Source organism: Nocardia sp. PE-7, from assembly GCF_030486425.1.
Taxonomy (GTDB): domain Bacteria; phylum Actinomycetota; class Actinomycetes; order Mycobacteriales; family Mycobacteriaceae; genus Nocardia; species Nocardia salmonicida_A.
Genome location: NZ_CP129614.1, coordinates 5,776,714 through 5,801,051, shown reverse-complemented (window position 1 = coordinate 5,801,051; position 24,338 = coordinate 5,776,714). Strand labels below are relative to the sequence as shown.

At 67.5% G+C, this 24,338-nt stretch carries 22 protein-coding genes; 14 read left to right on the top strand and 8 right to left on the bottom strand.

The window, feature by feature from the left end:
- Nucleotides 1–150: 150 nt before the first annotated feature.
- Together soxR and QX204_RS27285 are read left to right on the top strand one after the other, a co-directional pair.
- Nucleotides 151–636 (top strand): redox-sensitive transcriptional activator SoxR, encoded by a 486-nt coding sequence (soxR, locus tag QX204_RS27290; RefSeq protein ID WP_056813892.1) that lies wholly within the window; start codon nt 151–153, stop codon nt 634–636.
- Nucleotides 637–669: 33 nt separating this feature from the next.
- Nucleotides 670–1,422 (top strand): isocitrate lyase/PEP mutase family protein, encoded by a 753-nt coding sequence (locus QX204_RS27285; protein WP_301903408.1) that lies wholly within the window; start codon nt 670–672, stop codon nt 1,420–1,422.
- Nucleotides 1,423–1,481: 59 nt separating this feature from the next.
- On the opposite strand, the gene metG is transcribed toward QX204_RS27285, so the two are convergent.
- Nucleotides 1,482–3,050, bottom strand: coding sequence for a methionine--tRNA ligase (gene metG, locus QX204_RS27280; protein WP_301903407.1), 1,569 nt, complete (start codon nt 3,048–3,050; stop codon nt 1,482–1,484).
- A gap of 22 nt (nt 3,051–3,072) precedes the next feature.
- On the opposite strand from metG, the gene QX204_RS27275 reads away from it, so the two are divergent.
- The 5 genes from QX204_RS27275 (at nt 3,073) to rsmA (ending at nt 8,721) form a co-directional block, all read left to right on the top strand.
- Nucleotides 3,073–3,906, top strand: a complete 834-nt coding sequence (locus QX204_RS27275; RefSeq protein ID WP_301903405.1) for a TatD family hydrolase — start codon at nt 3,073–3,075, stop codon at nt 3,904–3,906.
- A gap of 172 nt (nt 3,907–4,078) precedes the next feature.
- Nucleotides 4,079–5,206, top strand: coding sequence for a resuscitation-promoting factor (locus tag QX204_RS27270; protein ID WP_301903402.1), 1,128 nt, complete (start codon nt 4,079–4,081; stop codon nt 5,204–5,206).
- Nucleotides 5,207–5,408: 202 nt separating this feature from the next.
- Entirely contained in the window at nt 5,409–6,560 is a 1,152-nt protein-coding gene (locus QX204_RS27265; RefSeq protein ID WP_301903401.1) for an alpha/beta fold hydrolase, read from the top strand.
- Between the two features lie 84 nt (nt 6,561–6,644).
- Nucleotides 6,645–7,802 (top strand): lipase family protein, encoded by a 1,158-nt coding sequence (locus tag QX204_RS27260; protein WP_301903399.1) that lies wholly within the window; start codon nt 6,645–6,647, stop codon nt 7,800–7,802.
- 34 nt (nt 7,803–7,836) lie between these two features.
- On the top strand, nt 7,837–8,721 hold the full coding sequence (rsmA, locus tag QX204_RS27255; protein ID WP_301903397.1) for a 16S rRNA (adenine(1518)-N(6)/adenine(1519)-N(6))-dimethyltransferase RsmA: 885 nt from the start codon (nt 7,837–7,839) through the stop codon (nt 8,719–8,721).
- 280 nt (nt 8,722–9,001) lie between these two features.
- On the opposite strand, the gene QX204_RS27250 is transcribed toward rsmA, so the two are convergent.
- Nucleotides 9,002–9,208: a heavy-metal-associated domain-containing protein gene (locus tag QX204_RS27250; RefSeq protein ID WP_301903395.1), complete on the bottom strand. Its 207-nt coding sequence runs from the start codon at nt 9,206–9,208 to the stop codon at nt 9,002–9,004.
- Between the two features lie 151 nt (nt 9,209–9,359).
- Here QX204_RS27250 and QX204_RS27245 point away from each other — a divergent pair, with 151 nt between their 5' ends.
- Together QX204_RS27245 and QX204_RS27240 are read left to right on the top strand one after the other, a co-directional pair.
- Nucleotides 9,360–10,295: a 4-(cytidine 5'-diphospho)-2-C-methyl-D-erythritol kinase gene (locus QX204_RS27245; RefSeq protein WP_301903394.1), complete on the top strand. Its 936-nt coding sequence runs from the start codon at nt 9,360–9,362 to the stop codon at nt 10,293–10,295.
- A 198-nt stretch (nt 10,296–10,493) separates the two neighbouring features.
- Entirely contained in the window at nt 10,494–12,284 is a 1,791-nt protein-coding gene (locus QX204_RS27240) for an ABC-F family ATP-binding cassette domain-containing protein (RefSeq protein WP_301903392.1), read from the top strand.
- On the opposite strand, the gene QX204_RS27235 is transcribed toward QX204_RS27240, so the two are convergent.
- The gene (locus tag QX204_RS27235) at nt 12,281–13,126 is read right to left on the bottom strand and encodes an Abi-alpha family protein (protein WP_301903391.1); all 846 of its coding nucleotides are present in this window, start codon (nt 13,124–13,126) and stop codon (nt 12,281–12,283) included. The two genes, QX204_RS27240 and QX204_RS27235, sit on opposite strands and share 4 nt — an antisense overlap.
- Entirely contained in the window at nt 13,117–14,391 is a 1,275-nt protein-coding gene (locus QX204_RS27230) for a DUF445 domain-containing protein (RefSeq protein WP_301903390.1), read from the bottom strand. The genes QX204_RS27235 and QX204_RS27230 overlap by 10 nt, the downstream gene beginning before the upstream one ends.
- A gap of 336 nt (nt 14,392–14,727) precedes the next feature.
- Here QX204_RS27230 and QX204_RS27225 point away from each other — a divergent pair, with 336 nt between their 5' ends.
- Together QX204_RS27225 and QX204_RS27220 are read left to right on the top strand one after the other, a co-directional pair.
- A complete protein-coding gene (locus QX204_RS27225) occupies nt 14,728–15,600 on the top strand; it encodes an Abi-alpha family protein (RefSeq protein ID WP_082843540.1) in 873 nt (290 codons plus the stop codon).
- A gap of 240 nt (nt 15,601–15,840) precedes the next feature.
- Nucleotides 15,841–16,407, top strand: a complete 567-nt coding sequence (locus QX204_RS27220; RefSeq protein WP_301903388.1) for a nuclear transport factor 2 family protein — start codon at nt 15,841–15,843, stop codon at nt 16,405–16,407.
- 18 nt (nt 16,408–16,425) lie between these two features.
- Here QX204_RS27220 and QX204_RS27215 read toward each other — a convergent pair whose 3' ends face one another.
- Complete coding sequence (locus tag QX204_RS27215) at nt 16,426–18,066, bottom strand: peptide chain release factor 3 (protein WP_301903387.1); 1,641 nt, start codon at nt 18,064–18,066, stop codon at nt 16,426–16,428.
- A gap of 460 nt (nt 18,067–18,526) precedes the next feature.
- On the opposite strand from QX204_RS27215, the gene QX204_RS27210 reads away from it, so the two are divergent.
- Together QX204_RS27210 and pth are read left to right on the top strand one after the other, a co-directional pair.
- Nucleotides 18,527–19,147 (top strand): 50S ribosomal protein L25/general stress protein Ctc, encoded by a 621-nt coding sequence (locus tag QX204_RS27210; RefSeq protein ID WP_056813862.1) that lies wholly within the window; start codon nt 18,527–18,529, stop codon nt 19,145–19,147.
- 23 nt (nt 19,148–19,170) lie between these two features.
- Nucleotides 19,171–19,749 (top strand): aminoacyl-tRNA hydrolase, encoded by a 579-nt coding sequence (gene pth, locus QX204_RS27205; protein WP_301903386.1) that lies wholly within the window; start codon nt 19,171–19,173, stop codon nt 19,747–19,749.
- Between the two features lie 267 nt (nt 19,750–20,016).
- On the opposite strand, the gene QX204_RS27200 is transcribed toward pth, so the two are convergent.
- Both QX204_RS27200 and QX204_RS27195 read right to left on the bottom strand, forming a co-directional pair.
- The gene (locus QX204_RS27200) at nt 20,017–21,660 is read right to left on the bottom strand and encodes a fatty acyl-AMP ligase (RefSeq protein ID WP_301903385.1); all 1,644 of its coding nucleotides are present in this window, start codon (nt 21,658–21,660) and stop codon (nt 20,017–20,019) included.
- A 122-nt stretch (nt 21,661–21,782) separates the two neighbouring features.
- Entirely contained in the window at nt 21,783–22,439 is a 657-nt protein-coding gene (locus tag QX204_RS27195) for a lysophospholipid acyltransferase family protein (protein ID WP_301903383.1), read from the bottom strand.
- Nucleotides 22,440–22,537: 98 nt separating this feature from the next.
- Here QX204_RS27195 and QX204_RS27190 point away from each other — a divergent pair, with 98 nt between their 5' ends.
- Nucleotides 22,538–23,116 carry a TetR/AcrR family transcriptional regulator gene (locus QX204_RS27190; RefSeq protein ID WP_301903381.1) on the top strand — a complete coding sequence of 193 codons (579 nt, stop codon included), beginning with the start codon at nt 22,538–22,540 and terminating at the stop codon, nt 23,114–23,116.
- Here QX204_RS27190 and QX204_RS27185 read toward each other — a convergent pair.
- Nucleotides 23,088–24,266: an aminotransferase class V-fold PLP-dependent enzyme gene (locus tag QX204_RS27185; RefSeq protein WP_301903380.1), complete on the bottom strand. Its 1,179-nt coding sequence runs from the start codon at nt 24,264–24,266 to the stop codon at nt 23,088–23,090. The two genes, QX204_RS27190 and QX204_RS27185, sit on opposite strands and share 29 nt — an antisense overlap.
- Nucleotides 24,267–24,338: the final 72 nt, after the last annotated feature.

The window sequence follows — 24,338 nt, the reverse complement described above, 5'->3', positions numbered from 1 at the left end:
CAAACCGTAATGCGAGGACGGCGTGTCTGCGAGCCGCAACGCGCTGGGTTCGGCCACGGTGTGCGCACCCCTGACATGTGTTCCGCCCATTTTTCGTACACGACACGAATACCTGAAGTATTGTTTAGGTGGTAGTGGGAGGAGCTATAGATGACGATGGCCGATTGGCAAACGAAGGAGCTGACCCCCGGGCAGCTTTCCGATCGTAGTGGAGTTGCAGTGTCCGCGTTGCACTTCTACGAACGCGAAGGTCTCATATCGAGCCGTCGAACCAGTGGTAATCAACGTCGATATTCTCGCGAGACATTGCGCCGGGTCGCCTTCATTCGCATCTCGCAGCGGGTGGGGATCCCGCTCAGCGAGATCCGTTCGGCACTGGATCGTCTTCCCGAGGGGCGCACGCCCACCCGCCGCGACTGGGAGACACTGTCGACCACGTGGCGCGAAGATCTCGACGATCGCATCACCCAGTTGGTGCGCCTGCGCGACAACCTGACCGGCTGCATCGGCTGCGGCTGCCTCTCGCTCGGCTCGTGCAAGCTCGTCAACGAGCACGACCGCCTCGGCGCGGAGGGGCCCGGCGCGCGCGTGCTCGATGTGCAGCTGAACTGCCCGCCCAAATCCGGCTGCGTCTAGCTCTTGTCGGATGCCTGGGGCATCATCGCGGGTATGACTTCTCTGGATGCCAAGGCGAAGGCTCTGCTCGAACTGCACCGTCCGGGAAATCCGGTGGTGCTGCCGACGGTGTGGGACGCGTGGTCGGCGAATGTCGCTGTGGCCGCTGGTTTTTCGGGATTGACCATGGGCAGCCATCCGGTCGCCGACTCGATCGGACGCGCCGACGGCGAGGGCATGAGCTTCGATGAGCTCCTCGCCCGCGTCACCCAGGTCACCGGATCCGTCGAGCTCCCGGTCTCGGTCGACATCGAATCCGGCTACGGCCTCGAACCGCTGCAGCTCATCGACGGCCTGCTCGCCGCGGGCGCCGTCGGCCTCAATATCGAGGACACGGTCCACAGCGAGGGCAAGCGGCTGCGATCACCGGCCGAACACGCCGACCTGGTCCGCGGTCTGCGCGAAGCCGCCGACGCGGCGGGCGTGCATGTCGTGGTCAACGCCCGCACCGACCTGTTCTTGCGTCAAGACGGCGACGAGGCCGACCGCGTCGACCGTGCGATCTCCCGGCTGACCCTGGCCGCCGAAGCGGGCGCCGACGTTCTCTACCCCGTGGGCAAGCACGCCGACGCCGATCTGCGCCGGCTCACCACCGAGCTGCCGTTGCCGGTCAACGCGATCGGTCAGCCGGGCGCCCCGGCCAAGGACTACTTCGCCGACCTCGGCGTAGCCCGCATCAGCTTCGGCCCGTTCCTGCAGGCCGCGCTGGGCGCCGAAGCGACCAACCTGCTGGCCGCCTGGAAATGACCCGAACCCGGACATAGCTGTGGCGCACGGCGAAAGGCCGTGCGCCACAGCTCGTTCGACTATTCCTTGGGCTCGATGTAGCGCGGGAAGATCGGTTCCGGCGCGGGCAGGTCGAGGCCGGGGGCCAGGGGTGTCGCGATATCGGCGAAGGTGCGGCCGTCCTGGGCGAGCAGGTCCAGGATCTTGGCCGCGGAGCCGGGCATCACCGGCTGGACCAGGATCGCGACGATGCGCACCACCTCGAGGGTGACGTAGAGGACCGTCGCCATGCGGGCCAGGTCCTCTTCGGTGCCCGACTTGCGCAGTGCCCAAGGGGCGTTGGCGGAGAAGTAGCGGTTGGTTTCGCCGAGGGTGAGCCAGATGGCTTCCAGGGCGAGGTGCATCTGCTGGACGTCGAACTCGGCGCGGCACTTGGCGAGCAGCCCGTTCGCGCGGTCGAGCAGCGCACGGTCTTCGTCGGTGAACTCGCCGGGCGTGGGGGACTTGGCGTCGCAGTTCTTGTTGACCATGGTCAGGCTGCGCTGGATCAGGTTGCCGAACTCGTTGGCCAGGTCGCTGTTGATCCGGCCCGCGATGGCGTCGTTGCTGTAGCTGCCGTCCTGGCCGTAGGAGATCTCGCGCAGCAGGAAGAAACGCACCTGGTCGAGGCCGTAGGTGGACACCAGCGAGAGCGGGTCGACGACATTGCCCGTCGACTTCGACATCTTCTCGCCCTTGTTGTACAAGAACCCGTGCACGAACACCCGGTCCGGCAGCGCGATCCCGGCCGACATCAGGAACGCGGGCCAGTACACCGTGTGGAACTTGGTGATGTCCTTGCCGATGATGTGCAGGTTGGCAGGCCAGTGCTTCTGGAACGCGGCGGAGTCGGTGTTCGGAAAGCCCACGCCGGTCAAGTAATTGGTGAGCGCGTCGACCCACACGTACATCACGTGGTCGGGCGCGCCGGGGACCGGAACACCCCAGTCGAAGGTGGTGCGCGAGATCGACAGGTCCTTCAGCCCGGACTTGACGTAGCTGACGATCTCGTTGCGCCGCGTCGAGGGTGCGATGAATTCGGGCCGCTCCTCGTAGAGGGCGAGGAGCTTGTCCTGATACTCCGAGAGCTTGAAGAAGTAGTTCGACTCCTCGGACCAGGTGACCGGGGTCTTGGTCTCGGTGGACTCGCGGGTGCCGTCGGCGAGGAGGGTGGTCTCGTCCTCGTTGTAGAAAGCCTCGTCGCGCACCGAGTACCAACCCGAGTAGTTGTCGAGGTAGATGTCGCCGTTGGCGAGCATCCGTTCCCAGATGGCGACGCTCGCGGCCATGTGGTCGTCATCGGTGGTGCGGATGAAGCGGTCGAACGAGATGTCGAGCGCCTTGTCCATCGCCTCGAAGACGTCGGAGTTGCGGGCCGCGAGTTCCTGCACCGGGATGCCTTCGGTGGCGGCGGTCTGCTGCATCTTTTGACCGTGCTCGTCGGTGCCGGTCATGAAGAACACGTCGTAACCGTCGAGTCGCTTGAAGCGGGCGATCGCGTCGGTGGAGATGTACTCGTACGCGTGGCCCATATGCGGCACACCGTTGGGGTATGCGATGGCCGTCGTGACGTAGAAGGCGGGCGCCTCGGCGCCTTCGGCTGCACTCATGATGCCCATTACTGTAATCCGGGTGGCAAATACGAATCGTCCGGCTCCGCCTGTTCCGACGCCGCTAGCGCCCCTGATCGACGCGCATACCCACCTCGATGCCTGTGGCGCAACCGATGCCGCGTCGACCACGGCCATCGTGGACCGCGCCGCCTCGGCCGGTGTCGGGCACGTGGTGACCGTGGCCGACGATCTCGCGGCCGCGCAGTGGGCGGTGCGGGCGGCGCAGTGGGATCCGCGGGTGTACGCCGCCGTCGCGTTGCATCCCACCCGGGCCGATGCCCTCGACGACAAGGCCAAGGCCGAGCTCGAGCACCTCGCCACCGATCCGCGCGTGGTCGCGGTCGGTGAGACCGGCCTGGACTACTACTGGCCGGGCAAGCTCGACGGTTGCGCCGACGTCGAGACCCAGATCGAGGGTTTCCGCTGGCACATCGACCTCGCCAAACGCGTGCGCAAACCGCTGATGATCCACAACCGCGAAGCCGACCACGACCTGCTCACAGTGCTGCTCGACGAGGGCGCGCCGGACACGGTGATCTTCCACTGCTTCTCCTCCGACGCCACGATGGCCGAGGCATGTGTGGCGGAGGGGTACGTGCTGAGCTTCTCCGGCACCGTGAGTTTCAAGAACGCGCACGAACTTCGAGAGGCCGCCAAGCTGGTGCCCGACGACCAGATCCTGGTGGAGACCGACGCGCCGTATCTGACCCCGCACCCGTATCGCGGTGCGCCGAACGAGTCGTACTGCCTGCCGTACACGGTGCGCGCGCTGGCCGAGGCGCGTGAACAGGATCCGCAGGCGCTGGCGGAGATCACCACCGCCAACGCGCGCAGGCTGTATCGGATTCGATAGTCCGTTTCGTCTGTTCGGCAGGGGGCTGGACATTAAACGTGAGTCGGCTCACATTCGTACGCCCACGTTGTTATCTACCAGCGCTGTCTATATCGAATTGTGATCTACGATCCCGCTGTTCGGGCGGCCTGGTGTTGTCTACCGCGCACCTCGTCGTTATCGTCCTGTAATCATGTCAGCTTTTGCGCGGATCAACTCGTCACGCTCGCCGCTGCTGTTCGCAGCGGTGGCGGCCATGCTGCTGATTCTTCTCGTCGGCGCCTCGCTGGCGATCGTGAACCACAAGACGGTGGCGCTGGTCATCGACGGCGAACAGACCGAGCTCTCGACGATGTCGCGCGATGTGCGCGCCATTCTGGCCGATGCGGGCTACGAGATCGGCGAACACGACGAGGTGATCCCCGCCGCGAGCGCCAAGGTCGGCGACGGCGCCACGATCACCTTCAACCGCGGCCGCGAGATCACGGTCACCGTCGACGGTGTCGAGCGCACGGTGTGGACCACCGGCACCACCGCGGGCGACGCGCTCGCGTCGATGCAGATCCCGTCCGACACCCACGTATTGCCGTCTCGCACCGAGAAGCTGCCCCTCGCCGGTGCGGCGCTGAGCGTGTACACCCCGCGCAATATCTCGCTGGTCGACGGCGGCGCCGCCCCGATCGATCTGCGCCTCGCGGCCGCGACCATCGGTGAATTCCTCACTGCCGCGGGCGTTCCGCTCAAGGACGAGGACTTCACCGAGCCCGCCGCGACGACGCCGCTCGCCGAGGGCATGCGGGTCGTCGTCACGCGTCAGCACACCGAACAGCGCACCGAAACCCTTCCCCTCGATCCCGTCGAAACGGTGATCGAGGACGTGACCATGAACATGAGCCGCACCGTGGTCGAGAACCCGGGCATGCCCGGTCTGCACGAGGCGACGTTCGCGGTGCGGATGGTCAACGGCGTAGAAGCCTCACGCGTGCAGGTGAATTCGAATGTGATCACGCCCGCGCAGCCCAAGACGATTCGTAAGGGCGCCAAGCCGGGCACCGAGGTGCCGCCGGTGCGCGACGGCGCTGTGTGGGACGCGTTGGCCAAGTGCGAGTCGACGGGGAACTGGGCGATCAACACCGGCAACGGTTATTACGGCGGCATCCAGTTCGATCAGAGCACCTGGGAACGACAGGGCGGGTTGAAGTACGCGCCGCGCGCCGATCTGGCGAGTCGGGAAGAACAGATCGCGATCGCCGAGGTGACCAGGGCGCGGCAGGGCTGGGGTGCGTGGCCTGCGTGCACCGGACGGTTGGGCATCGGCTGATTTCGCAAGAACAGGGCTGACTCCCCAGCCACCTCCCATCCGGTGCGCACCTGACGCAAGGCCGAGAACCAACTATCGAGCTCCCGGACGGCACGCTGAACACCCGGAGAGGCGAAACTGCCGTACAGTGCTCTCGTTTCGCCGAGTCTGCTGTGCTCGTGCGGTGGAGTCGGGTCGTTGAACGAGTCGACGGGTGGTTGGGATGTCTACGGTTTCGGCCTGGTGGCGTGCGATTGCCACGGTGGTGCTGTCGGCGGGGGTCGGGGTGTGCGCGCCGGTGACGGTGGCGCACGCGGACGCGCCGGGAACGGTGATCGCGGTTGTTCCACAGGGCGACGGGTTCCATGGGATGTCGGGGGCTCAGGTCATCGACTACTGGACGCGGGGCGTGGGGGGCGTGCCGCAGCCCGCGAGTGGCGCGCTGTACCTGCCGACCGGGGTCGCGCCCGCGGGTGGTTGGCCCGTCGCCACCTACGACCACGGCACCACGGGACTCGGCGCGGGCTGTGGCGGCCAGTCGGACCCGGCGGGTGCGCCGTGGCCGCAAGCGCAAGCGGGCCAGGACGTGTTCCTGCGGCATCTGGTGTCGAAGGGGTTCGCTGTCGTGGCGCCGGATTATCTGGGTCTCGGCAGATTCGACACCGGTCCGCATCCGTACCTCGGGATCGACACCGAGGCCACCGCCACGATCGATATGCTCCGGGCCGCGCATGCTGTGCGTGATGATCTGTCGCCGGTCTGGGTGGCGACGGGAATGTCGCAGGGTGGGCAGGCCGCGCTCGGCACCGCGCATCGGCAGGTGAGCTACGCGCCGGAGCTGGACTTCCGCGGCACCATCGCGATCGACCCGGAGTCGGACGTGGAGAAGGTGGCCACGCTGCTCGGGCCGGGCAACCCCGATCGCCTCAGCGGCGGAATCCTGGGGTTCTCGGCCAGCATTCTGGCCGGACTGCGAGCCGCTCGCCCCGACGCACAGGTCGACAGTTACCTGAGCCCGCTCGGCCGGCAGGTGATCGACGAGATCGGCGCCCTGTGCTCCGACGCCATCGACGACCGGGTCGCCGATCTCACGCTGGGTGAGATGCTCAGCCGCTCGCTCGGCGACGAGCCGTTGCGCTCGGTGATGGCCGACTACATGACCGTCCCGACCAGCGGGTACGACGCGCCGATCCTGCTGCTGGTCAACGCCACCGACCGCACGGTGCCCTCGCCGCTGCACGCGGCGCTGGCCGCGCAGTTCACCGCGGGCGGCGTGAACTACACGCCGGTGGTCGGCACGGGCAGCCACTGCGAGCTGAATCCGGCGATGTGGGCCGCGATCGACGAGTTCTTGGGTCGAGTCGTCGCAGGTTAAGGGTTCTCTGTCATGCGGGGTCCCGACGGCCGTTGATCTGTACACTCGTCCAAAATCTTGATTGCCTGGTAGAGAGACCGAACTGTGCTGAAGAATCCGATTCGGGCGGCCGTTGTCGCCGCGCTGGCCGCGAGCGCGTTCACGGCCGCCGGCTTCACCCCGGCGACGGCCGAGACCCCCGGTTCACTCATCTCGGTGCAGGCCGAGCCCGCGGGCTGGCACGGGCTCGACAGGGGCTCCTCGGTCGAATACTGGATGACCGACTCGGCTGGCGTCCAGCGCCCGGCCAGCGGCGCGATGTTCCTCCCCGAAGGTGACGCACCGGTCGGCGGCTGGCCGATTCTGGCCTACGACCACGGCACCTCGGGCTCCGGCCCGGGTTGCGGTGGTCAGGCCGATCCGGAGAGCGCGCCCTTCCCACAGCAGCGCGGGAGCGAGGACCGGCTGCTGAAGCGGTTCGTCGACCAGGGCTTCGCCGTCGTCGCGCCCGATTACCTCGGCCTCGGCCGATTCGACACCGGCCCGCACCCGTACCTCGAGGTGCGCAGCGAGGCGACTGCGACGATCGATCTGGTCCGTGCTGCCCGCGCCGCCAACCCCGACCTCTCGCGCACCTGGAGCGTGCTCGGCGTTTCACAGGGTGGTCACGCGGCGCTGAGCGCGGCGCACGTGCAGGCTGAGTACTCCCCTGAGCTCGACTTCCGTGGTGTCGCCGCGATCGACCCAGCCTCGGACGTGGAGAAGATCCTGCCGTTCGTCAGCCCGACGACGCCGATGGTGCCGGGGCTGTCCAGCGCCACCACCTCGTTCATCGTCAGCATCCTGGCCGGTCTGCGCGCCACCGACCCCGCGCTCGACATCGACTCCTACGTGACTCCGCGCGGCAAGGAAATCGTCGACGCCGCGGGCAGTCAGTGCCTGGACGAGATCTTCGCGTCGACCAAGGGCGTCACCTCCGCCGACCTGCTGGCCCGCCCGCTCGCTCCGCTGCGCGATCCGCTCGCGGCCTACATGATGCTGCCGACCAGTGGTTACGATGCCCCGATCCTGTTGTCCATGAACGTCGCCGACACGGTCGTGCCGTCCCCGCTGCACGCGGCGCTGGTTGCCCAGCTCGCGGCCAACGGCGTCGATCAGCAGGTGGTCCTCGGCAACGGACAGCACGGCTCGGTCTCGCCCGAGCAGCTCGCCGCCATCGACGGTTTCCTCGCGCGCGTCAACGTCGTCCCGACACAGCGCTGAGCTGCCGCAGCGGCGAGGTTGGTAGGTTCTAGCGGTGTCCGAACCAGAGAAATCCGCTCGAGGTAGCCGTGCCGCATTGCTCGGTCCCGTCGAGGTCCGGACGCTGGCCGAACGTTTCGGCGTCCGACCGACCAAGCAACTCGGACAGAACTTCGTGCACGACGGCAATACCGTGCGTCGCATCGTGTCCGCGGCCGGTGTCGGTGCGGACGACACCGTGCTCGAGGTCGGGCCCGGTCTCGGCTCGCTGACGCTGGCGCTGCTCGACGTGGTCGATCAGGTGGTCGCCGTCGAAATCGACCCCGTACTGGCCAACTACCTGCCCGAGACCGTCGCCGACCGGGCGCCCGGCCTGGTCGATCGTCTGCGGGTGGTCGAGGCCGACGCGCTGCGGGTGCGCCCGGAGCAGTTGCCCGCCGTGCCGACCGCGCTGGTGGCGAACCTGCCGTACAACGTGGCCGTGCCCGTGCTGTTGCACCTGCTCGCGACGTTGCCGAGCATCATGGTGTCGCTGGTGATGGTCCAGGCCGAGGTGGCCGACCGGCTGGCAGCCGAGCCCGGTAATCGGGTGTACGGGGTGCCGAGCGTCAAGGCGGGTTTCTTCGGCAAAGTCCGTCGTGCGGGCCATGTGGGGACGCAGGTCTTCTGGCCGGTGCCGCGGGTCGAATCGGGACTGGTGCGCATCGACCGCTATGTCGAACCGCCGTGGCCGATGGACGAGGCGCATCGCCGCCGGGTGTTCGAGGTGATCGACGCGGCGTTCGCGCAGCGGCGAAAGACGTTGCGGGCGGCGCTGTCCGGATGGGCGGGCTCGCCCGTCGAGGCGGAGCGCAGGCTCGTCGCCGCGGGTATCGATCCGACGGCACGGGGGGAGACCCTCGAAACCGCGGCGTTCGTCCGGTTGGCGGCGACGACTTAGGTCCGCGAATCGTGGCTTCTCGCAGGGGAACCCGCAGTACACCGGCCGTTCATCGACGCGGGTCGGGTGGTTCCTGTGAAAGCGCTTGTGGATAACAGGTTTTCGCTGGGTCCGGAGTTGATCATGGTCGGCGGGTGGCGTTGCCGGTCGCACCCCGGAATTCGTGTCTCACCACGTCCGGGGACGGATGTGGATGACATTGTGGATGATTCCCCGGGTCGCGCGACGGGGGTGAACCGCCGGTGAACGGCTGGTCGGCCGTGCACCGGCGGCGCGGAAATCAGGCGCTGAGCGCGTAGCCCGCTTCGTCGACCGCGGCGGCCACCTCGGTCTCGGTCAGTTCGCCCGCGCTGTCCACGCGAACGAGACCGCTGGCGAGGTCGACATCCACACTGGTGACGCCGTCGATCTTGCCGATCTCCTGCTTGACCGAGCTCGCGCAATGCCCGCAGGTCATCCCCGTGACGGTGTAAGTGGTGGTGGCCATGGCCGACTCCTTCGCTTCGAACATACGGTCCAGGGGTATGTCCCCGACACGATCGAACATACCCCCCATGGGTACCTAGCGCAACCCTTTGCATGAGCGGCGGGTGTTCGACGTGCGTACTAGTCGGCCGAACCTATTACGCTTGGTGATCGTGCTGTCAGTTGTGCCCAGCCCGGTCGTCGTGCGAGCTCCGTCGAAGGTGAACCTGCATCTCGGAGTCGCTGATCTGCGTCCGGATGGATACCACGACCTGACCACCGTCTTCCAGGCATTGTCCCTCGCCGACGACCTCCGCTTGGCCCCGTCGGCCTCGCTCTCCGTGCGGGTCACCGGCGAAGGCGCCACCGAGGTGCCCACCGACCGCACCAACCTGGTCTGGAAGGCCGCGGTCCGCCTGGCGCACCTGGCAGGCCGTGCCCCGCTGGTCGAGATCTCCATCACCAAGGGCATCCCGGTGGCAGGCGGTATGGCGGGCGGGAGTGCCGACGCGGCCGCGACCCTGGTCGGGCTGAACGAGCTGTGGGACCTCGGCCTGGCCCGCGACGAACTGTCCACGATCGCCGCCGAACTCGGCAGCGACGTCCCGTTCGCGCTGCACGGCGGCACCGCGCTGGGTACCGGTCGCGGCGAACGCCTGCTTCCGGTGCTGTCGCGCAACACCTTTCACTGGGTCCTCGCGTTGGCCAAGGAGGGCCTGTCCACCCCGTCGGTCTTCCGTGAACTCGACCGCCTCCGCGCCGAAGGTGAGCCTCCGCGTCTCGGCGACCCCCAAAAACTCATGCAGGCACTGGCCGCGGGCGACCCGCACACCCTCGCGCCGCTGCTCGGCAACGACCTGCAGGCCGCGGCCCTCTCACTGAAGCCGGAACTGCGCCGCACCCTGCGGGCGGGCGTCGGCGCGGGCGCGTTGGCCGGGCTGGTCTCCGGCTCGGGCCCCACCTGCGCCTTCCTCTGCGAATCCGAGGAAGTCGCGATCGGTGTCGCCGCCGAACTGGCGGGCGCGGGCGTGTGCCGCAGCGTGCGCACCGCGAGCGGGCCGGTTTCGGGAGCGCGGGTGCTCGATACCGAGGCGTCGTCCAAGGGCTGATGGGCCCGGCCGCGGTGGCGGGCCAGAGCGGCCGACGGCCGGTCCTCTATGATCGCAAGCAACAGATCTCGTATGGACATGGGTAACTCGCCGGGGACGGGCCCACTGATCCAGCAATCCAACGTAGGCCGCCGACGCACCGCCTCCCCGCGCCTGAGTCTGGCCAGAAGTCGCGGGGAGGCGGAACAGGCTACACCTATGTCCAACCTGATCAACCTGGAACAGGTCTCCAAGAGCTTCGGCGTCAAGCCGTTGCTGGATGACGTCTCCCTCGGAATTCACGCGGGGGAACGGATCGGGGTGGTGGGTCTCAACGGTGGCGGTAAGACCACGCTGCTCGAGGTTCTGACCGGACTGGAACCGCCCGACAAGGGCCGGGTGAGCCGGGTGGGTGGGCTGCGGATGGCCGTGGTCACCCAGCGCGGCGTGCTCCCGGAGGGCGCGAGCATCGGTTCGATCGTGTTCGCCGGGCTCTCCGATGATCTGTCCACCGTCGACATCGCCGACCATCAGTGGGCCGCCGATTCGCGCGTGCGCTCGATCCTCGAGGGCATCGGCATCGCCGACCTCGGGCTCGACACCCTGGTCACCAACCTCTCCGGTGGCGAACGCCGCCGCGTAGCCCTGGCCGCGGCGCTGGTGCGCGACCTGGACCTGCTCGTCCTCGACGAGCCGACCAACCACCTCGACATCGAGGGTGTGCAGTGGCTGGCCGAACACCTGGTCGCTCGTCGCACCGCGCTCGTCGTCGTCACCCACGATCGCTGGTTCCTCGACACCGTCGCCAACCGCACCTGGGAGGTCGTCGGCGGCAAGGTGGAGGTCTACGAGGGCGGCTACGGCGACTGGATCTTCGCCCGCGCCGAACGCGCACGTCAGGCTGACGCCTCGGAATCGCGTCGACAGAACCTGGCCCGCAAGGAACTGGCCTGGCTGCGCCGCGGCGCCAAGGCCCGCACCTCCAAGCCGCGCTACCGCGTCGAAGCCGCCGAGGCGCTGATCGCCGATGTGCCCGCGCCGCGCGACTCGGTCTCGCTGGCCGCGTTCGCGCGCAAGCGCCTCGGCCGCGTGGTGATCGAACTCGAAGACGCCGCGCTCGCGACCCCCGACGGCCGTGTGCTGGTCGACGACCTCACCTGGCGACTCGCGCCGGGCGAGCGGGTCGGCCTGGTCGGCGTCAACGGGTCGGGCAAGACCACGCTGTTGCGCGCGCTGGCCGGGGAGACCGAACCCGCCAAGGGCAAGCGGATCCAGGGCCAGACCGTGCAGATCGGCTGGTTGCGTCAGGAACTCGACGACCTGCCCACCGATATGCGGGTGCTCGAGGCCGTGCAGCAGGTCGCGCAGCGCATCATGCTCGGCGACAAGGAGATCTCGGCCGGCCAGCTCGCCGAACGGCTCGGGTTCACCCCGGCCCGCCAGCGCACCCCGGTCGGCGACCTCTCCGGTGGTGAACGCCGTCGCCTGCAACTGACCCGCATTCTGATGGCCGAACCGAACGTCCTGCTGCTCGACGAGCCGACCAACGACCTCGACATCGACACCCTGCAGCAGCTCGAGGACCTGCTCGACAACTGGGCGGGCACACTGGTGGTCATCAGCCACGATCGCTACCTGGTCGAGCGGATCTGCGACTCCACCTGGGCCCTGTTCGGCGACGGCAAACTCACCAACCTGCCCGGTGGCATCGACTCCTACCTGGCCAAGCGCGCCGCCATGGCGGGTAACACCAAGCCGCTCACCGCGAAGACCGGTGGCACCTCGACGGATTCGTCCGATAGGCGCGCCGCCCGCAAGGAATTGTCGAAGGTCGAACGCAGCATCGCCAAGCTCGACGAGCGCGAACAGAAACTCCACAGGGCGCTGGCCGACGCCGCGACGGATCCGGACAAGCTGATCAAGCTCGGCGCCGAGCTGAAAGAAGTCGTCGCGGAAAAGGAAGCGGCGGAAGAACGCTGGATGGAACTCGCGGAGCTCGGCGAGAACTAGGTCGCGGTTTCCCTGCCGTCGCTGATCACGACCGGTAGACACGTCTGGACGAAGTCGGCGCCGAATTCGGTGAGCAGGATGCTGCGGTAGGTCACCTTCGTACCGAAACCGGGGCGCCGCAACGCTTCCCGCACCTGCTCCTGGGCCTCGATGACCTGGTAGCGGTGCGGGTTGCCGACGGGGTCGCGGGTGTACTCGATGAGCCCGAGCCTGCGCAGGTTGGGCAGGTACTGCGGCACCCGGTTCGGAAACCGCAGGCCCGCATGCTCACCCAGCATGGTGAGTCCGCTGATCAACCGCTCGCCACCGAACGCCCGCTGACGCCCGGTGCGCACATCGATGGCCGGTTGCGGCCCGTCGACGTGCAGGAATCGCAGAATCCGCGCCTCGTCCGGCGTGATCTCGGCGAGGATGCCGGGATAGGCCGGATGGGTGTCGGGCTGCGCGGCATGCGTGCTGGCGGACAGGCGAAGCAGTTCGGCGCCCTGCTCGCGCAGGGTCGGCGTGCCGTCGTTGCCGCGGCGGTCGGCGCTCGTCGGCAGGCCGAGCGCGTGCCGAAGCCGGTCGCGTACTGCGGTTTCCGCTTCGGCGAGCACCTCGTTGGGTGGGGTGCCCGCCATGCTGCCGCGCACCACCGTGACGGTCACCCCGAGCGCGGTATCCAGGGTCCACAGCGTCATCCCCGAGGCGGCGGTCAGCGCGACCCGCGCCACACCGGTCGCCGCCCTGACCGTGCGCACCGGTGAGACAGGCAGCAGGCCACGCTTGTCGCCTGATGCCTCGAGCGGCGGTACCGACCGTCGCACCATGTCGGTGGACGGGGTCCCGTCGTCTACATCCATGTCGTCGCTACTCCTGTTCCGAAGACCAGGATGTGAGCGTATCCGGCGAGCAGTCCCAGCACACCGCCATGGACGAAAAGTAACCATTCGTCCTGTTTGATCGCCGAGCGCAGCATGTCCACGAAGTCATGGGGCGAAAGTGCGGACATTTGCCGGGCGATGTAGTCGTTGACCTGCCTGCTCTGCTGAGCGTTGAACGCCGGGTCGGCGAATGCCATGGGCGCGATCGTCATGGCCTGCGTGGTGAGAGTTGTTTGCAGCGTGTCGTATTCGCGGCTGCCGAGCATGAATTTCACCGCGGGCCGCGCGGGCCCGAGCGCACGGTCGGCGGCCGGGCGCAGGGTGTCCTCCAGCATCTGCAGGGTGCGGTCCGAGCGCGGGCCGTTGAGCAGTTCGTCGCCGATATTGGCCACGGTGACGACCTCGGTGGACACCAATGCCGCGTACCCCGCGGTGATTTCGGGCTGACGCTTGATCAGCAGACCCTGCCGCCATGGGCACCACCACTTCGGCGTGGCGGGCGCGAAGATCATATTGATGCCGATCCAGTTCACCACCCAGCCGATGATGATCCCGCCGATCGGCAGCACGACCAGCGCCGAGAGCCCGGTCGTGTGCAACGCCAGCACCAGCAGCAGCCCGCAGGGCGCACCGAAGTAGAAGCCGAAATTCTGCATGAACCGCAGCTCTTTGGCGCCGAGCACCTGGAACAGTTGGTTGAGCAATTGCGGTCGGGCCTGGAAGTAGCGGATCACCATCTGCTTCACGTCGAGCAGCTGGTCGATATTGGCGCCGAGCTCCATGGTGAGGTCGCGCAGGATCTCGGGCAGTTGCGAGCGCACCCGCTGGTGGATCATCTCCCTGACCTGAACGGGCAGGTTGTACCAGAGCTGCGGGTGTTCGCGGCGCAGGATCACCTCGACGATGTCGCGGATCTGCGCGTCGGCCACCTCGGCCAGATGTTCGGCCAGCTTCTCCGGGTCGAGCTCGCGATAGAAGTCGGCGACGCTGCCCAGCTTGGACAGCCCCTTGTCGACCGCGATGCTGGCCATCTTGTCGGCGCGCGAGGGCACGATGCCCTGCCAGCCGATCCGGCCGTCATAGCTGAGCAGCGGCAATACCTGGATCCGCTTGGGCAGAAAGGGGAAGACCGCCCGCAAACCGGGCAGTCGGACTCCATGGAATTGAATCGGCTGGAACAGCATGAGAATGCCGGTCCAGTTGGTTATGTAGCCGATAATTCCTGTGAAAAGAGGAATTGTCACAATTTCTAGCAGGAGTGTCGGGTGTAACCCGAACACACTCTCCAACACGACACGCCCTCCTGCCGATACCCGGTGACCACCGCCTCACCGAGAACCAAAATTTATCACCCCCGCGGCGAGGTGACCCTACTGTGAGTTGAGGAACTGGGTCCATTCGTCGTGCGTCAGACCACAGGGTAGTGTCTGAGACATCAGTCACAGAACCTGTCCCGAATGCCGTACTCACCCTTGCAAGTCGGAACAATGACCACCACCACATTTGGTGACAGCCCACAAACTTGCGCACAGGGGGCGCGGTGGCAGGACTGTTCACATGGCGAGACTTCGGAGTAGGACGTGACAGACGACAGGACCGGACAGGACCTGGCCCGTGCCGGTACCCGCGCCGTCGAGCGCAGCTCGGATGTAGAGCAGCGACAGATCAGCAATGAAGCACGGTTGATCCGTGGCGTTTTCCGCGCCGCCGGATTGGCCGCCGGTACCGCGGTGCGCGGCAGTCAGTGGGCTGTCGGCACCACCTACGAGGTCACGAAGGAACTGGCGCAGGCGGCGCTGGACGGCGAATCCTCCGCCGATATCGCCGAGCGCACCGGCAATGCCCTGCGTTCCATCGCGCGCAGCGCACTCGGCGTCACCGAGGGGTCGGTGCGCGAGATCGTCAGCTATGTGCCGACGCCCAACGGGGCATCGCAGCAGGCCATCACGGTCGGCCCGTACCTGCAATCAGCCACCACCGATGACCTGCGGCGACGCGGCGACGCGCTGTTGGCCCGCTCGGCGGACGTGTACTTCACCGAGGACGTGCACCCCGCCTACGACCGCATCCTCGACGAGGTCGCGCCCGACGAGGCCCGCATCCTGCGGTTCATGGCTCTCAACGGTCCGCAACCCTCGGTCGACGTGCGGACCAACCGACCGCTCGGCATCGGCTCCGAGCTGGTGCAGGGCGATCTGACCTCGGTCCCCGAGCAGGCGGGCGTGCGCTACCCGGACCGCTCACGGTCCTACCTGATCAACCTCAACCGACTCGGTCTCACGCTCACCTCCGACGATCCGGTCGTGCTGAGCCGGTACATGGTGCTGGAAGTGCAGCCCGTCGTGGAGCAGGCGCTCAAGAAGGCGGGCCGTGCGCCCAAGATCGTGCGCAAGAGCCTTCGCCTCTCGGAATTCGGTGAGGATTTCTGCCGGACCTGCTTCACCATCGGGTAGCCCAGACAGCCGGGACGGCAGGCGCCGGAGGTCACACTCCGGTGTCAGCAGTGATAGCGATCTGATACAGAACGCGCGGCGAGCCGCTTCCGGTGGGATCGTGGAGAGATGGAGCAGGGTCCGGAATCTCCGAACGTGCACGTCGACGAACCTGTCGCGTCCGCGTGGACAGGCCCTACGCCGTTACTGCCCGGAGATGACACTCCGTTGGTCGCCGGGTCGGACTCGGGGGAGGCATGGATGGCGCCAGAACTGCCGGACGACGAGGAACAGCCCGTACCGATCGAGCGCCCGCCGGATCACCCCGACGACCTCATCGCGATCAGCAGGCTGAAATACCGCTACCTGCGCAGCCTCGATACCAAGTCGTGGGACGAGTTCGCCGACACGCTGATCCCCGAGGCCACCGCCACCTACAGCGAATATCTGCAGTTCGAGTCACGCGAAGCCTTCCTGGCCTTCCTGCGCAACACCCTGGGGCCGCACGTGATCACCGAGCACCGCTGCGACCACCCCGAGATAGACGTCGACGGTGACACCGCCAGCGGTACCTGGTACCTGGCCGACACGGTGATCATCCCCGAACACAACATGTGCCTGCGCGGCGCCGCGTTCTACACCGACAGCTACGTGCGCTGCGACGACGGACACTGGCGTATCTCGCACACCGGGTACGAGCGCACCTACGAGGTGGTGCTCTCGCTCAGCGACCTGCCCAGTCTGCGTCTCACCGCGAGCCGCTGGGGAATGATCGCGCAGGAGAACCACATCTCCTCGGTGGAACGCAATCCCGGACCGGCCGCGTAGCAGCCGACCCAGACAGCCCTAGTCCGCGGTCGCGACCAGCGGTTCCAGCGTGAGCTTCGGGTGTTCCTTCTCGATGTACTGCAGCCGCCACTTGTCGCTGAACAGCGCCAGGACCACGCCGTCGGTGCGGGTGAACACCTCGACGCCGCGCTGGCGATCCAGCTCGGGCGCCGACTCCGCGTCGGTTCGCCGGGCCAGGGTGAAGGGAAGGAAGTCCAGCTGGGTCTCGACATTGAACTCGCCCTGCATCCGGGCGGTGACGACCTCGAACTGCATCGGACCCACGGCGGCCAGCACCGGGGTGGCGTCACCGCGCGCGTCGTTGCGCAGCACCTGCACCACGCCCTCGGAATCGAGCTGGTCGATGGCCTTGCGGAACTGCTTGTACTTGCCCGCGCTCTGCGCGCGCAGCGTCGCGAAATGCTCGGGGGCGAAGCTCGGGATCGGCGGGTACTCCACCTTCTTGTCGACGAACAGCGTGTGGCCCGGTGCGAGCGCGGTGGCGTTGACCAGGCCGACCACATCGCCGGGATAGGCGGTGTCGACCGTGGTGCGCTCGCGGCCGAAGACCGTCAGCGCGTACTTGGTGGCGAACGGGCGACCGGTCTGCGCGTGGGTCACCACCATGCCGCGTTCGAACTCGCCGGACACGATCCGCATGAACGCCAGCCGGTCGCGGTGGGCGGTATCCATCCCCGCCTGCACCTTGAACACCACCGCGCTGAACGGGTCACCGGTCGTGCGTTCCTTGCCCGTCACATCGGCACGCGAGCCGGGCGCGGGCGCCAGTTCCACCAGCGTCTCCAGCAGTTGGCGCACACCGAAATTCAGCATGGCCGAGGCGTAGATCACCGGCGAGGTCTGGCCTGCCAGGAACATCTCCTGATCGTGGTCCTGTCCGGTCGCCGAGAGCAGTTCGCTCTCCTCGGCCGCGGTCGTCCACGCCTCGCCCTCGCGCGCTTGCGCTTCGGTGGAATTCAGGTATTCCTCGGGTGCGATGGTCGCGCCGCCCGCGGTGCGGGTGAAATGGATGTACTCGCTCGCCTCGCCCTCCGGCCCACGGCGCAGCAGGCCACGGAAATCGCCCGCGATGCCGACCGGCAGGAACAGGGGAGTGGGCGTGAGGCCGATCCGCTCGCTGATCTCGTCGAGCAATTCCAGCGGGGCCTGACCCGGCCGGTCCCATTTGTTGATGACGGTGATCACCGGGATGCCACGGTGGCGACACACCTGGAACAGCTTGAGCGTCTGCGGTTCCAGGCCCTTGGCGGCGTCGATCAGCATCACCGCGGCGTCGACGGCCGTGAGCACCCGGTAGGTGTCCTCGGAGAAATCGGAGTGACCGGGGGTGTCGACCAGGTTGATCACATTGTCGACATCGGACCCGGCGACCCGGTAGTTGAACTGCAGCGCGGTCGAACTCACGGAGATACCGCGCGCCTTCTCCATCTCCATCCAGTCCGACACCGTCGACTTGCGGCCGGCCTTACCGTGGATCGCGCCCGCCTCGGAAATCATCCGCGCGTGCAGCGCCAGTGCTTCGGTGAGCGTCGACTTACCCGCGTCGGGGTGCGAGATCACGGCGAACGTGCGCCGGCGGGCCACCTCGGCGGGCAACCCGCGTGGGGTGGGGGCGACGTTCTCTCCGGACTCGGACAAGGGGGAGCCTTTCGGTGGGGGCAGCCTTTCCAGGGTACGAGGGGCTGAAGGGGTGGTCACAGGGGGGATCAATTGTTCTGTGTTTTTGGAGCGCTGGCGCGCTCGAGTCGCGGCCCCTGGGGGCCGCCGGTCAGCCACCGGGGCTTGCTCCTTCGTCGCGTACGCCCCGGCGGCTAACCGGCGACCCGGCCGCGACCGGCCACTTTGTGGCCGCTGCTCCCTAGGGGTCGCAGGTGCGGGGTTCGGAGTGCGGTCATGGCGGTTTCAGATCGCGGATTGCTATGCGGTATGGTTGGCGGGTTGTCTCGGCGAGGGTGAGTGCCCGTTTGGTGCGCACACCGTGATCGACGCGGCTCGGCTGAGTTTGTTTGGGCCGTCCTCGTTCGTTCTTTCGTCCGACGAGTAGACCTTGACCCCGGAGTTGGGTCACCCATGAACCAGCCGTAGGAGCGCATTCAGTATGTCCGACGCCAATCTGATCGAAGCCGCCGTCCGCACCGAATTCGGTAAGGGCGCCGCTCGCCGTACCCGTCGCGACGGCAACGTGCCCGCCGTGCTGTACGGCCACCACGCCGAGCCGCAGCACCTGTCGCTGAACGCCAAGGCGTTCGCCGCGATCCTGCGTCTGCACGGCACCAACGCCATCCTGAACCTGCAGATCGACGGCCAGCCGCAGCTGGCGATGACCAAGTCGGTCGTCGTCCACCCGATCCGTCGCTACATCGAGCACGCCGACCTGCTGATCGTCAAGCGTGGCGAGCGCGTCACCACCGACGTCAACGTCGTGGTCGTCGGCGATGCCGTCTCCGGCGCCCTGATCACCCAGGAGCTCAACACCCTGTCGATCGAGGCCGACGCGATGAACCTGCCCGAGACCATCGAGGTCTCGGTCGACGGCATCGCGCCCGGCACCCAGATCCTGGCCGGCACCATCGCGCTGCCCGAGGGCGTCACCCTGGCCGGTGACCCGGAAGCGCTGATCGTCAACGTCATCGAGGCGCCGTCCGCCTCGCAGATGGACGACGAGGGTGAAGCCGCCGCCGAGACCGAGACCGCGGAGACCGCTCCCGAGTCCGAGTAAGACCGCGCACTACGATTCGGGCAATGACCGAATCCTCCGGGCCCGCGCTCGTAGTCGGACTGGGTAACCCCGGCCCCGAATACGAGCGCACCCGCCACAATGTGGGCTTCCTGGTCGCCGATGTGCTCGCCGAGCGCATCGGCGGCCGTTTTGCCGTGCACAAGAAGTCCGGCGCCGACCTGCTCCAGGCCCGACTGGACGGACGCCAGATCCTCCTCGCGAAGCCGCGCACCTACATGAACCTGTCCGGGCGGCCGGTCGCCGCGCTGGCGAAGTTCTTCTCGGTGCCGGTGGATCAGGTGATCGTGGTCCACGACGAGCTGGATCTGCCGTTCGGGACGCTCAAGCTCAAGCAGGGCGGCGGCGAAGGTGGACACAACGGATTGCGGTCGATCTCGCAGGCGTTGACCACCAGGGAGTACCTGCGGACCAGGATCGGGATCGGGCGTCCGCCCGGTCGGCAGGATCCGGCCGATTACGTGCTCAAGCCCTTTGCCGCGCCGGAGCGCAAAGAGGTTCCGGTGATCGTGGAGCAGGCGGCCGATGCGGTGGAGCTGTTATTGAAGGTCGGGCTGGAAGCAGCCCAGAACAACCTGCATTAGGGGTTCGGTAGTCCCGGGACGGGTTGTACGGCAGCGCACGGGGTTCGAGTAGTCCCGGACGGTTTGACGCTGTGTTTGTTGGAGCGCTGGCGCGCTCGAGTCGCGGCCCCGAGGGGCCGCCGGTTAGCCACCGGGGCTTGCTCCTTCGTCGCGTACGCCCCGGCGGCTAACCGGCGACCCGGCCGCGACCGGCCACTTCGTGGCCGCCGCTCCCTATGGGTCGCGGGTGGGGGTCGGGAGTGCGGTCATGGCGGATCCAGGGTTGGGCTAACGCAGGTGCACCGCCGTCGCGGTGCGGCGGAGTTTGCCCGAGGAGGTCTTCGGGAGGGCTCCCGGGCCGAGGATGGCGACGGTGCGGGGGCGCGCGCCCACCTCGGCGAAGACCTCGTGGACGATCTCGCGCTCGATGCGCTTCACCTCGTCGGGGTCCTGGTAGTCGTTGGATTCGACCACTACCGCGAAGCTTTCGCGTTTCTCACCGGCGTCCAGACGCACCGCTACCGCGTTGCCGGGGCGGACTCCCGGTACCCGCAGGGCGGCTCGTTCGATGTCGGTGGGGTAGATATTGCGGCCGCCCATGATGATGACGTCCTTCATGCGCCCGCACACCACCATCAGGCCGTCTTCGGTGAAGTAGCCGATGTCACCGGTGTCGAGCCAGCCGTCGGCGTCCTGGGCGGGGCGGAAGCCGTCGACGGTGACGTAGCCCGAAGTGACCGCGGGGCCGCGCAATTCGATGACGCCAACCGAGCGGACCGGCAGCGGCTGCCGTTCGGCGTCGACGACGCGGCCCTCCAGATCGTCGACCAGGTGTCCCAGCGTCGGCAGCTTGCGCGGGGTGCCGTGGTGGCCGTCCTCGGCGACCGGCACCGCCTTGCCGACGGCCTCGAGCAGGTCGGCGTCGATCACGTCGAGGACCTGCCCGTAGCCGGGGTCGGGGATCGACACGGCCAGGGTGGTCTCGGCCATGCCGTAGACCGGCGTGAGCGCCATCGGGTTGAGCCCGAACTGTTGTCCGGCCGCCGCGAGAGCGGTCATGGTGTCGGGGTCGACCGGTTCGGCGCCGTTCCACATGTACCGCACGCTCGACAGATCCATCGTGCCCGGCTCGGCCTGCCGCAGCCGCCGCGCCAGCAGGGAGTACGCGAAATTCGGTGCGGCGGTGACAGTGCCGCGATACTTGTCGATCAGCTCGGCCCACAGCAGCGGCCTGGCCAGGAAGTCCAGCGGTGTCACACACACCACCTCGGCGCCGAATTGCATGGGCACGCTGAGGAAGCCAACCATGCCCATGTCGTGGAACAGCGGCAGCCAGCTGACCATCACGTCGTCGTCGGTCTGGAACTTGACCCGGTTGAACATCGCGTACGCGTTGACGTAGAAGTTGCCGTGGGTAATTCGCACGGCTTTGGGTGATCCGGTCGATCCAGAGGTCAACTGTTGCAGGGCGATATCGCTCTCCGTGGTGGGCACCGGATCGGCGTCCGGGCCACTGTGCAGGTCTTCGATCCGCACCACAGCGATCCCGCGTTCCCGCAGCACCGGTTCGGCGGCGGCGAACGGGGCGCCGAGAACCACGGCCTTCGCGTCGATCATGCGCAGCACCGTTTCGGTGTCGCGCACCCAGACCTCCAGGTCGGTGCGCGGCGTCGGCTGATGCAACATCGTGATCGATGCGCCGCGCATCCAGATGGCCTGGCAGGCGGGCGCGATATCGACGGGCAGACCGGCCAGCACGCCGACAGCGTCGCCGTGCCCGATCCCGGCGGCCGCGAGACCACCCGCCATTCGCCGTGCCTGCCTATGGATTTCCCCCCAGGTCTGCCGCAGTGGTGCCTCCGGCTCTCCGGTGACCAGTCCCTTCGGGCTGGTCAGCGCTGTGCCAAACATTTCGTCGGTGAACCTGCTCAACGTCGGTCTCCCTTTACGCCAACGATCGGTTACGGCCGTGCTGTGCACTCCCAACAAGAAATCCCGCCCCGCCCCGCGCGTGTTAACCCGGGCTGACGCCCCAGCACCCCTGCTGGTGCGCACTAGCCGACGAAGGTGGCTGCGTAGCGGTTTACATATGGTCTACCCGATAACGTGGCAATTTCCCGCATCAGCAGGTCTGTTGCCGCTCTGACCTGGGCGTGATGAACTGCTGCGGGATAGTGCCTCGCGGGGTGAACGGTGATGCGTACCTTGGTGAAACGCAACAGTTTCCGACCGCGAGGATTCATGCGATCGGTACCGTCCAGGACCACGGGCACCACCGGTGCCCCGGTGGCCATGGCAACGCGCAGCGCCCCGGTGCGACCACGATAGACCCTGCCATCCCGTGACCGTGTGCCCTCTGGGTGAATTGCCCAGGCGCCGCCGCCGTCGAGGATCGCGGTGGCCGCCGCGAGCGCGCCTGCGGCCGCGTCGCCGCCGGTGCGGTCCACCGGTACCTGGCCCGCGGCGGAGAAGAACCAGCGCTTGCATCGCCCCCGCAGCCCCGTGCCGGTGAAGTACTCCTGCTTCGCGAGGAAGGTGAGTGGCCGGGGGATCACCAGGGCCAGGTAGAGCGAGTCGATGAAGGCCAGATGATTGGCCGCGATGATCACCGGCCCGGTGCGCGGAATGTGTTCGAGCCCTTCGACGTGCGGGCGCCCGAGCAGGCGAAGCACCGGGCCGATGAGGACGTATTTGCACAACAGGTACCACATGGGCAGCCCTTCGGTAGACAGTGTCTACCGAAGACTAGTAGACACTGTCTACGTATGCGACGGCGAACACCGCCGAGCTGGTGTGCAGAATTGCCGGTATGCCTGAATCGTTGCGCGAGCGCCTGATCGACGTCGGCGTCGATCTGCTCGAAACCGACGGCGTCGGCGCACTCGGGCTGCGCGCGATCGCGCGGGCCGCCGGCGTCTCGCACGGCGCACCCCGGCGATGGTTTCCCACCCACGCGGCCCTGCTCGCGGCGATCGCGGCGCGCGGATTCGGGGAGCTGATCGAGCGGTTCGCGGTCCTCGCCACGATCGATGACCCGCGCGAACGATTGCGTCGGATGGCGGTCGACTACGTGGATTTCGCGGTGTCGCGGCCCGAGATGTTCACCCTGATGTTTCGCCACGATCTGCTGGTGGGTTCCGGCGAGAACCTGCGGGCGACGACGCAGCCGCTGTACGGGCAGGTGGTCGACTTGGTCGCGGCGGTGGCGCCGGAGTCGGCGCCGCAGCGCGCGCTGGCCCTGTGGACCAATGTGCACGGTCTGGCGACGATCGCCGTCAACCGGACGCTGGAAATCGTTGCCCCTGATCAGGACCCGCGGGTGCTCGCGGACCGGATCGTCCGCGAGCACCTCGCGAGGCTCAGCGGCCGAGGTCGGCCAACGTCGTGACGAAGCGGTCGAGATCCTCCGGGCTCACGAAGCAGTGCGGGGAGGCCCGCAGGACGGCGGGCAGGGTGCGCTCCGACATGTCGAGCAGGGTGGAGCCCGCGCGGCTGACGGTGACAGTGATCGCGCGCTCGGCCAGGCGGTCGCGCAGCTGGTCGGGGTCGTGGCCGTCGACGGTGAACGACACGATGCCGCTGTGTTCGGTACCCAGGTCGCGCACGGTCACGCCGGGCAGCTCGGGCAGCGTCTTGCGCAGGTACTCGGCGCGGGTCGCGACGGCCGCGTAAACGTCGTCGGGGCCTTGTTCGAGCAGGTAGTCGACGGCGGCGCCGAGGCCGAGACGGGCGGCCACGCCGCATTCCCAGAACTCGAAACGGGACGCGTCGTCAGCGAGACGATATTCGCCGGGGCTCACCCACTCGGCACTGTGCAGGTCGAGGCGGGCCGGTTCCATCGTCCGCGCCAACTCGGCTCGGACGTAGAGGAATCCGGTGCCGCGGGGGCCGCGCAACCATTTGCGGCCGGTGCTCGACATCGCGTCGACCCCGAGTTCGGTGACGTCGATGGGCAGCTGGCCGGTCGACTGGCAGGCGTCGAGCAGCACCAGCGCACCGGCTTCGTGAGTGATTCTGGTCGCTTCGGCGACCGGGTTCACCAGGCCGCCGTTGGTCGGTGCGTGCTGGAGCGACACCAGTCGCACGCGTTCGTCGAGCATGTCGGCGAGCGCGTCGGTGTCGAGGCGTCCGGTGTCGTCGCTGGGAATACGCTCGACCACGGCCCCGGTGCGTTTCGCGCGCTGGAGCGCGGCGATCGCGTTGCTGGCGTAGTCGGCGCCGGAGATCAGGATGCGGTCGCCGGGACGCAGGGGCACCGAGTAGGCGAAATCGGCCCATGACCGGGACGCGCTGTCGCTGAGGGCGATGGTGTCGGGGGTGGCGCCGATGAGGGTGGCGATCGAGGTCTTCACCCTGGCCAGATCGTCGAGGCGCTCATTAGCCGCGCGGTAGCCACCGATCTCGGCTTCGCGGTGCAAGTGGGCGATCATCGTGTCGATGACGACCTTCGGCGGCAGTGACGATCCGGCGCTGTCGAGGAAGACCTGACCGGTGGAAAGTCCTGAGGTGGCGGCTCTGATCGCGGCGAGGTCAAGCATGGTGACGACGATAGCGCCCCGAGGCGTTGGCCTTTTCGACACTTTCTCTGTCGGTGGCGCTCGCTACTCTGG

Excerpts from the sequence above, each read along its gene's own strand:
- QX204_RS27235 (WP_301903391.1), bottom strand. The coding sequence starts at position 13,126 with ATGGATGTAGACGACGGGACCCCGTCCACCGACATGGTGCGACGGTCG.
- QX204_RS27250 (WP_301903395.1), bottom strand. The coding sequence starts at position 9,208 with ATGGCCACCACCACTTACACCGTCACGGGGATGACCTGCGGGCATTGC.
- QX204_RS27220 (WP_301903388.1), top strand. The coding sequence starts at position 15,841 with ATGGCGCCAGAACTGCCGGACGACGAGGAACAGCCCGTACCGATCGAG.
- pth (WP_301903386.1), top strand. The coding sequence starts at position 19,171 with ATGACCGAATCCTCCGGGCCCGCGCTCGTAGTCGGACTGGGTAACCCC.
- QX204_RS27195 (WP_301903383.1), bottom strand. The coding sequence starts at position 22,439 with ATGTGGTACCTGTTGTGCAAATACGTCCTCATCGGCCCGGTGCTTCGC.
- QX204_RS27210 (WP_056813862.1), top strand. The coding sequence starts at position 18,527 with ATGTCCGACGCCAATCTGATCGAAGCCGCCGTCCGCACCGAATTCGGT.
- QX204_RS27185 (WP_301903380.1), bottom strand. The coding sequence starts at position 24,266 with ATGCTTGACCTCGCCGCGATCAGAGCCGCCACCTCAGGACTTTCCACC.
- metG (WP_301903407.1), bottom strand. The coding sequence starts at position 3,050 with ATGAGTGCAGCCGAAGGCGCCGAGGCGCCCGCCTTCTACGTCACGACG.
- QX204_RS27270 (WP_301903402.1), top strand. The coding sequence starts at position 4,079 with ATGTCAGCTTTTGCGCGGATCAACTCGTCACGCTCGCCGCTGCTGTTC.
- QX204_RS27285 (WP_301903408.1), top strand. The coding sequence starts at position 670 with ATGACTTCTCTGGATGCCAAGGCGAAGGCTCTGCTCGAACTGCACCGT.
- QX204_RS27190 (WP_301903381.1), top strand. The coding sequence starts at position 22,538 with ATGCCTGAATCGTTGCGCGAGCGCCTGATCGACGTCGGCGTCGATCTG.
- soxR (WP_056813892.1), top strand. The coding sequence starts at position 151 with ATGACGATGGCCGATTGGCAAACGAAGGAGCTGACCCCCGGGCAGCTT.
- QX204_RS27240 (WP_301903392.1), top strand. The coding sequence starts at position 10,494 with ATGTCCAACCTGATCAACCTGGAACAGGTCTCCAAGAGCTTCGGCGTC.
- QX204_RS27265 (WP_301903401.1), top strand. The coding sequence starts at position 5,409 with ATGTCTACGGTTTCGGCCTGGTGGCGTGCGATTGCCACGGTGGTGCTG.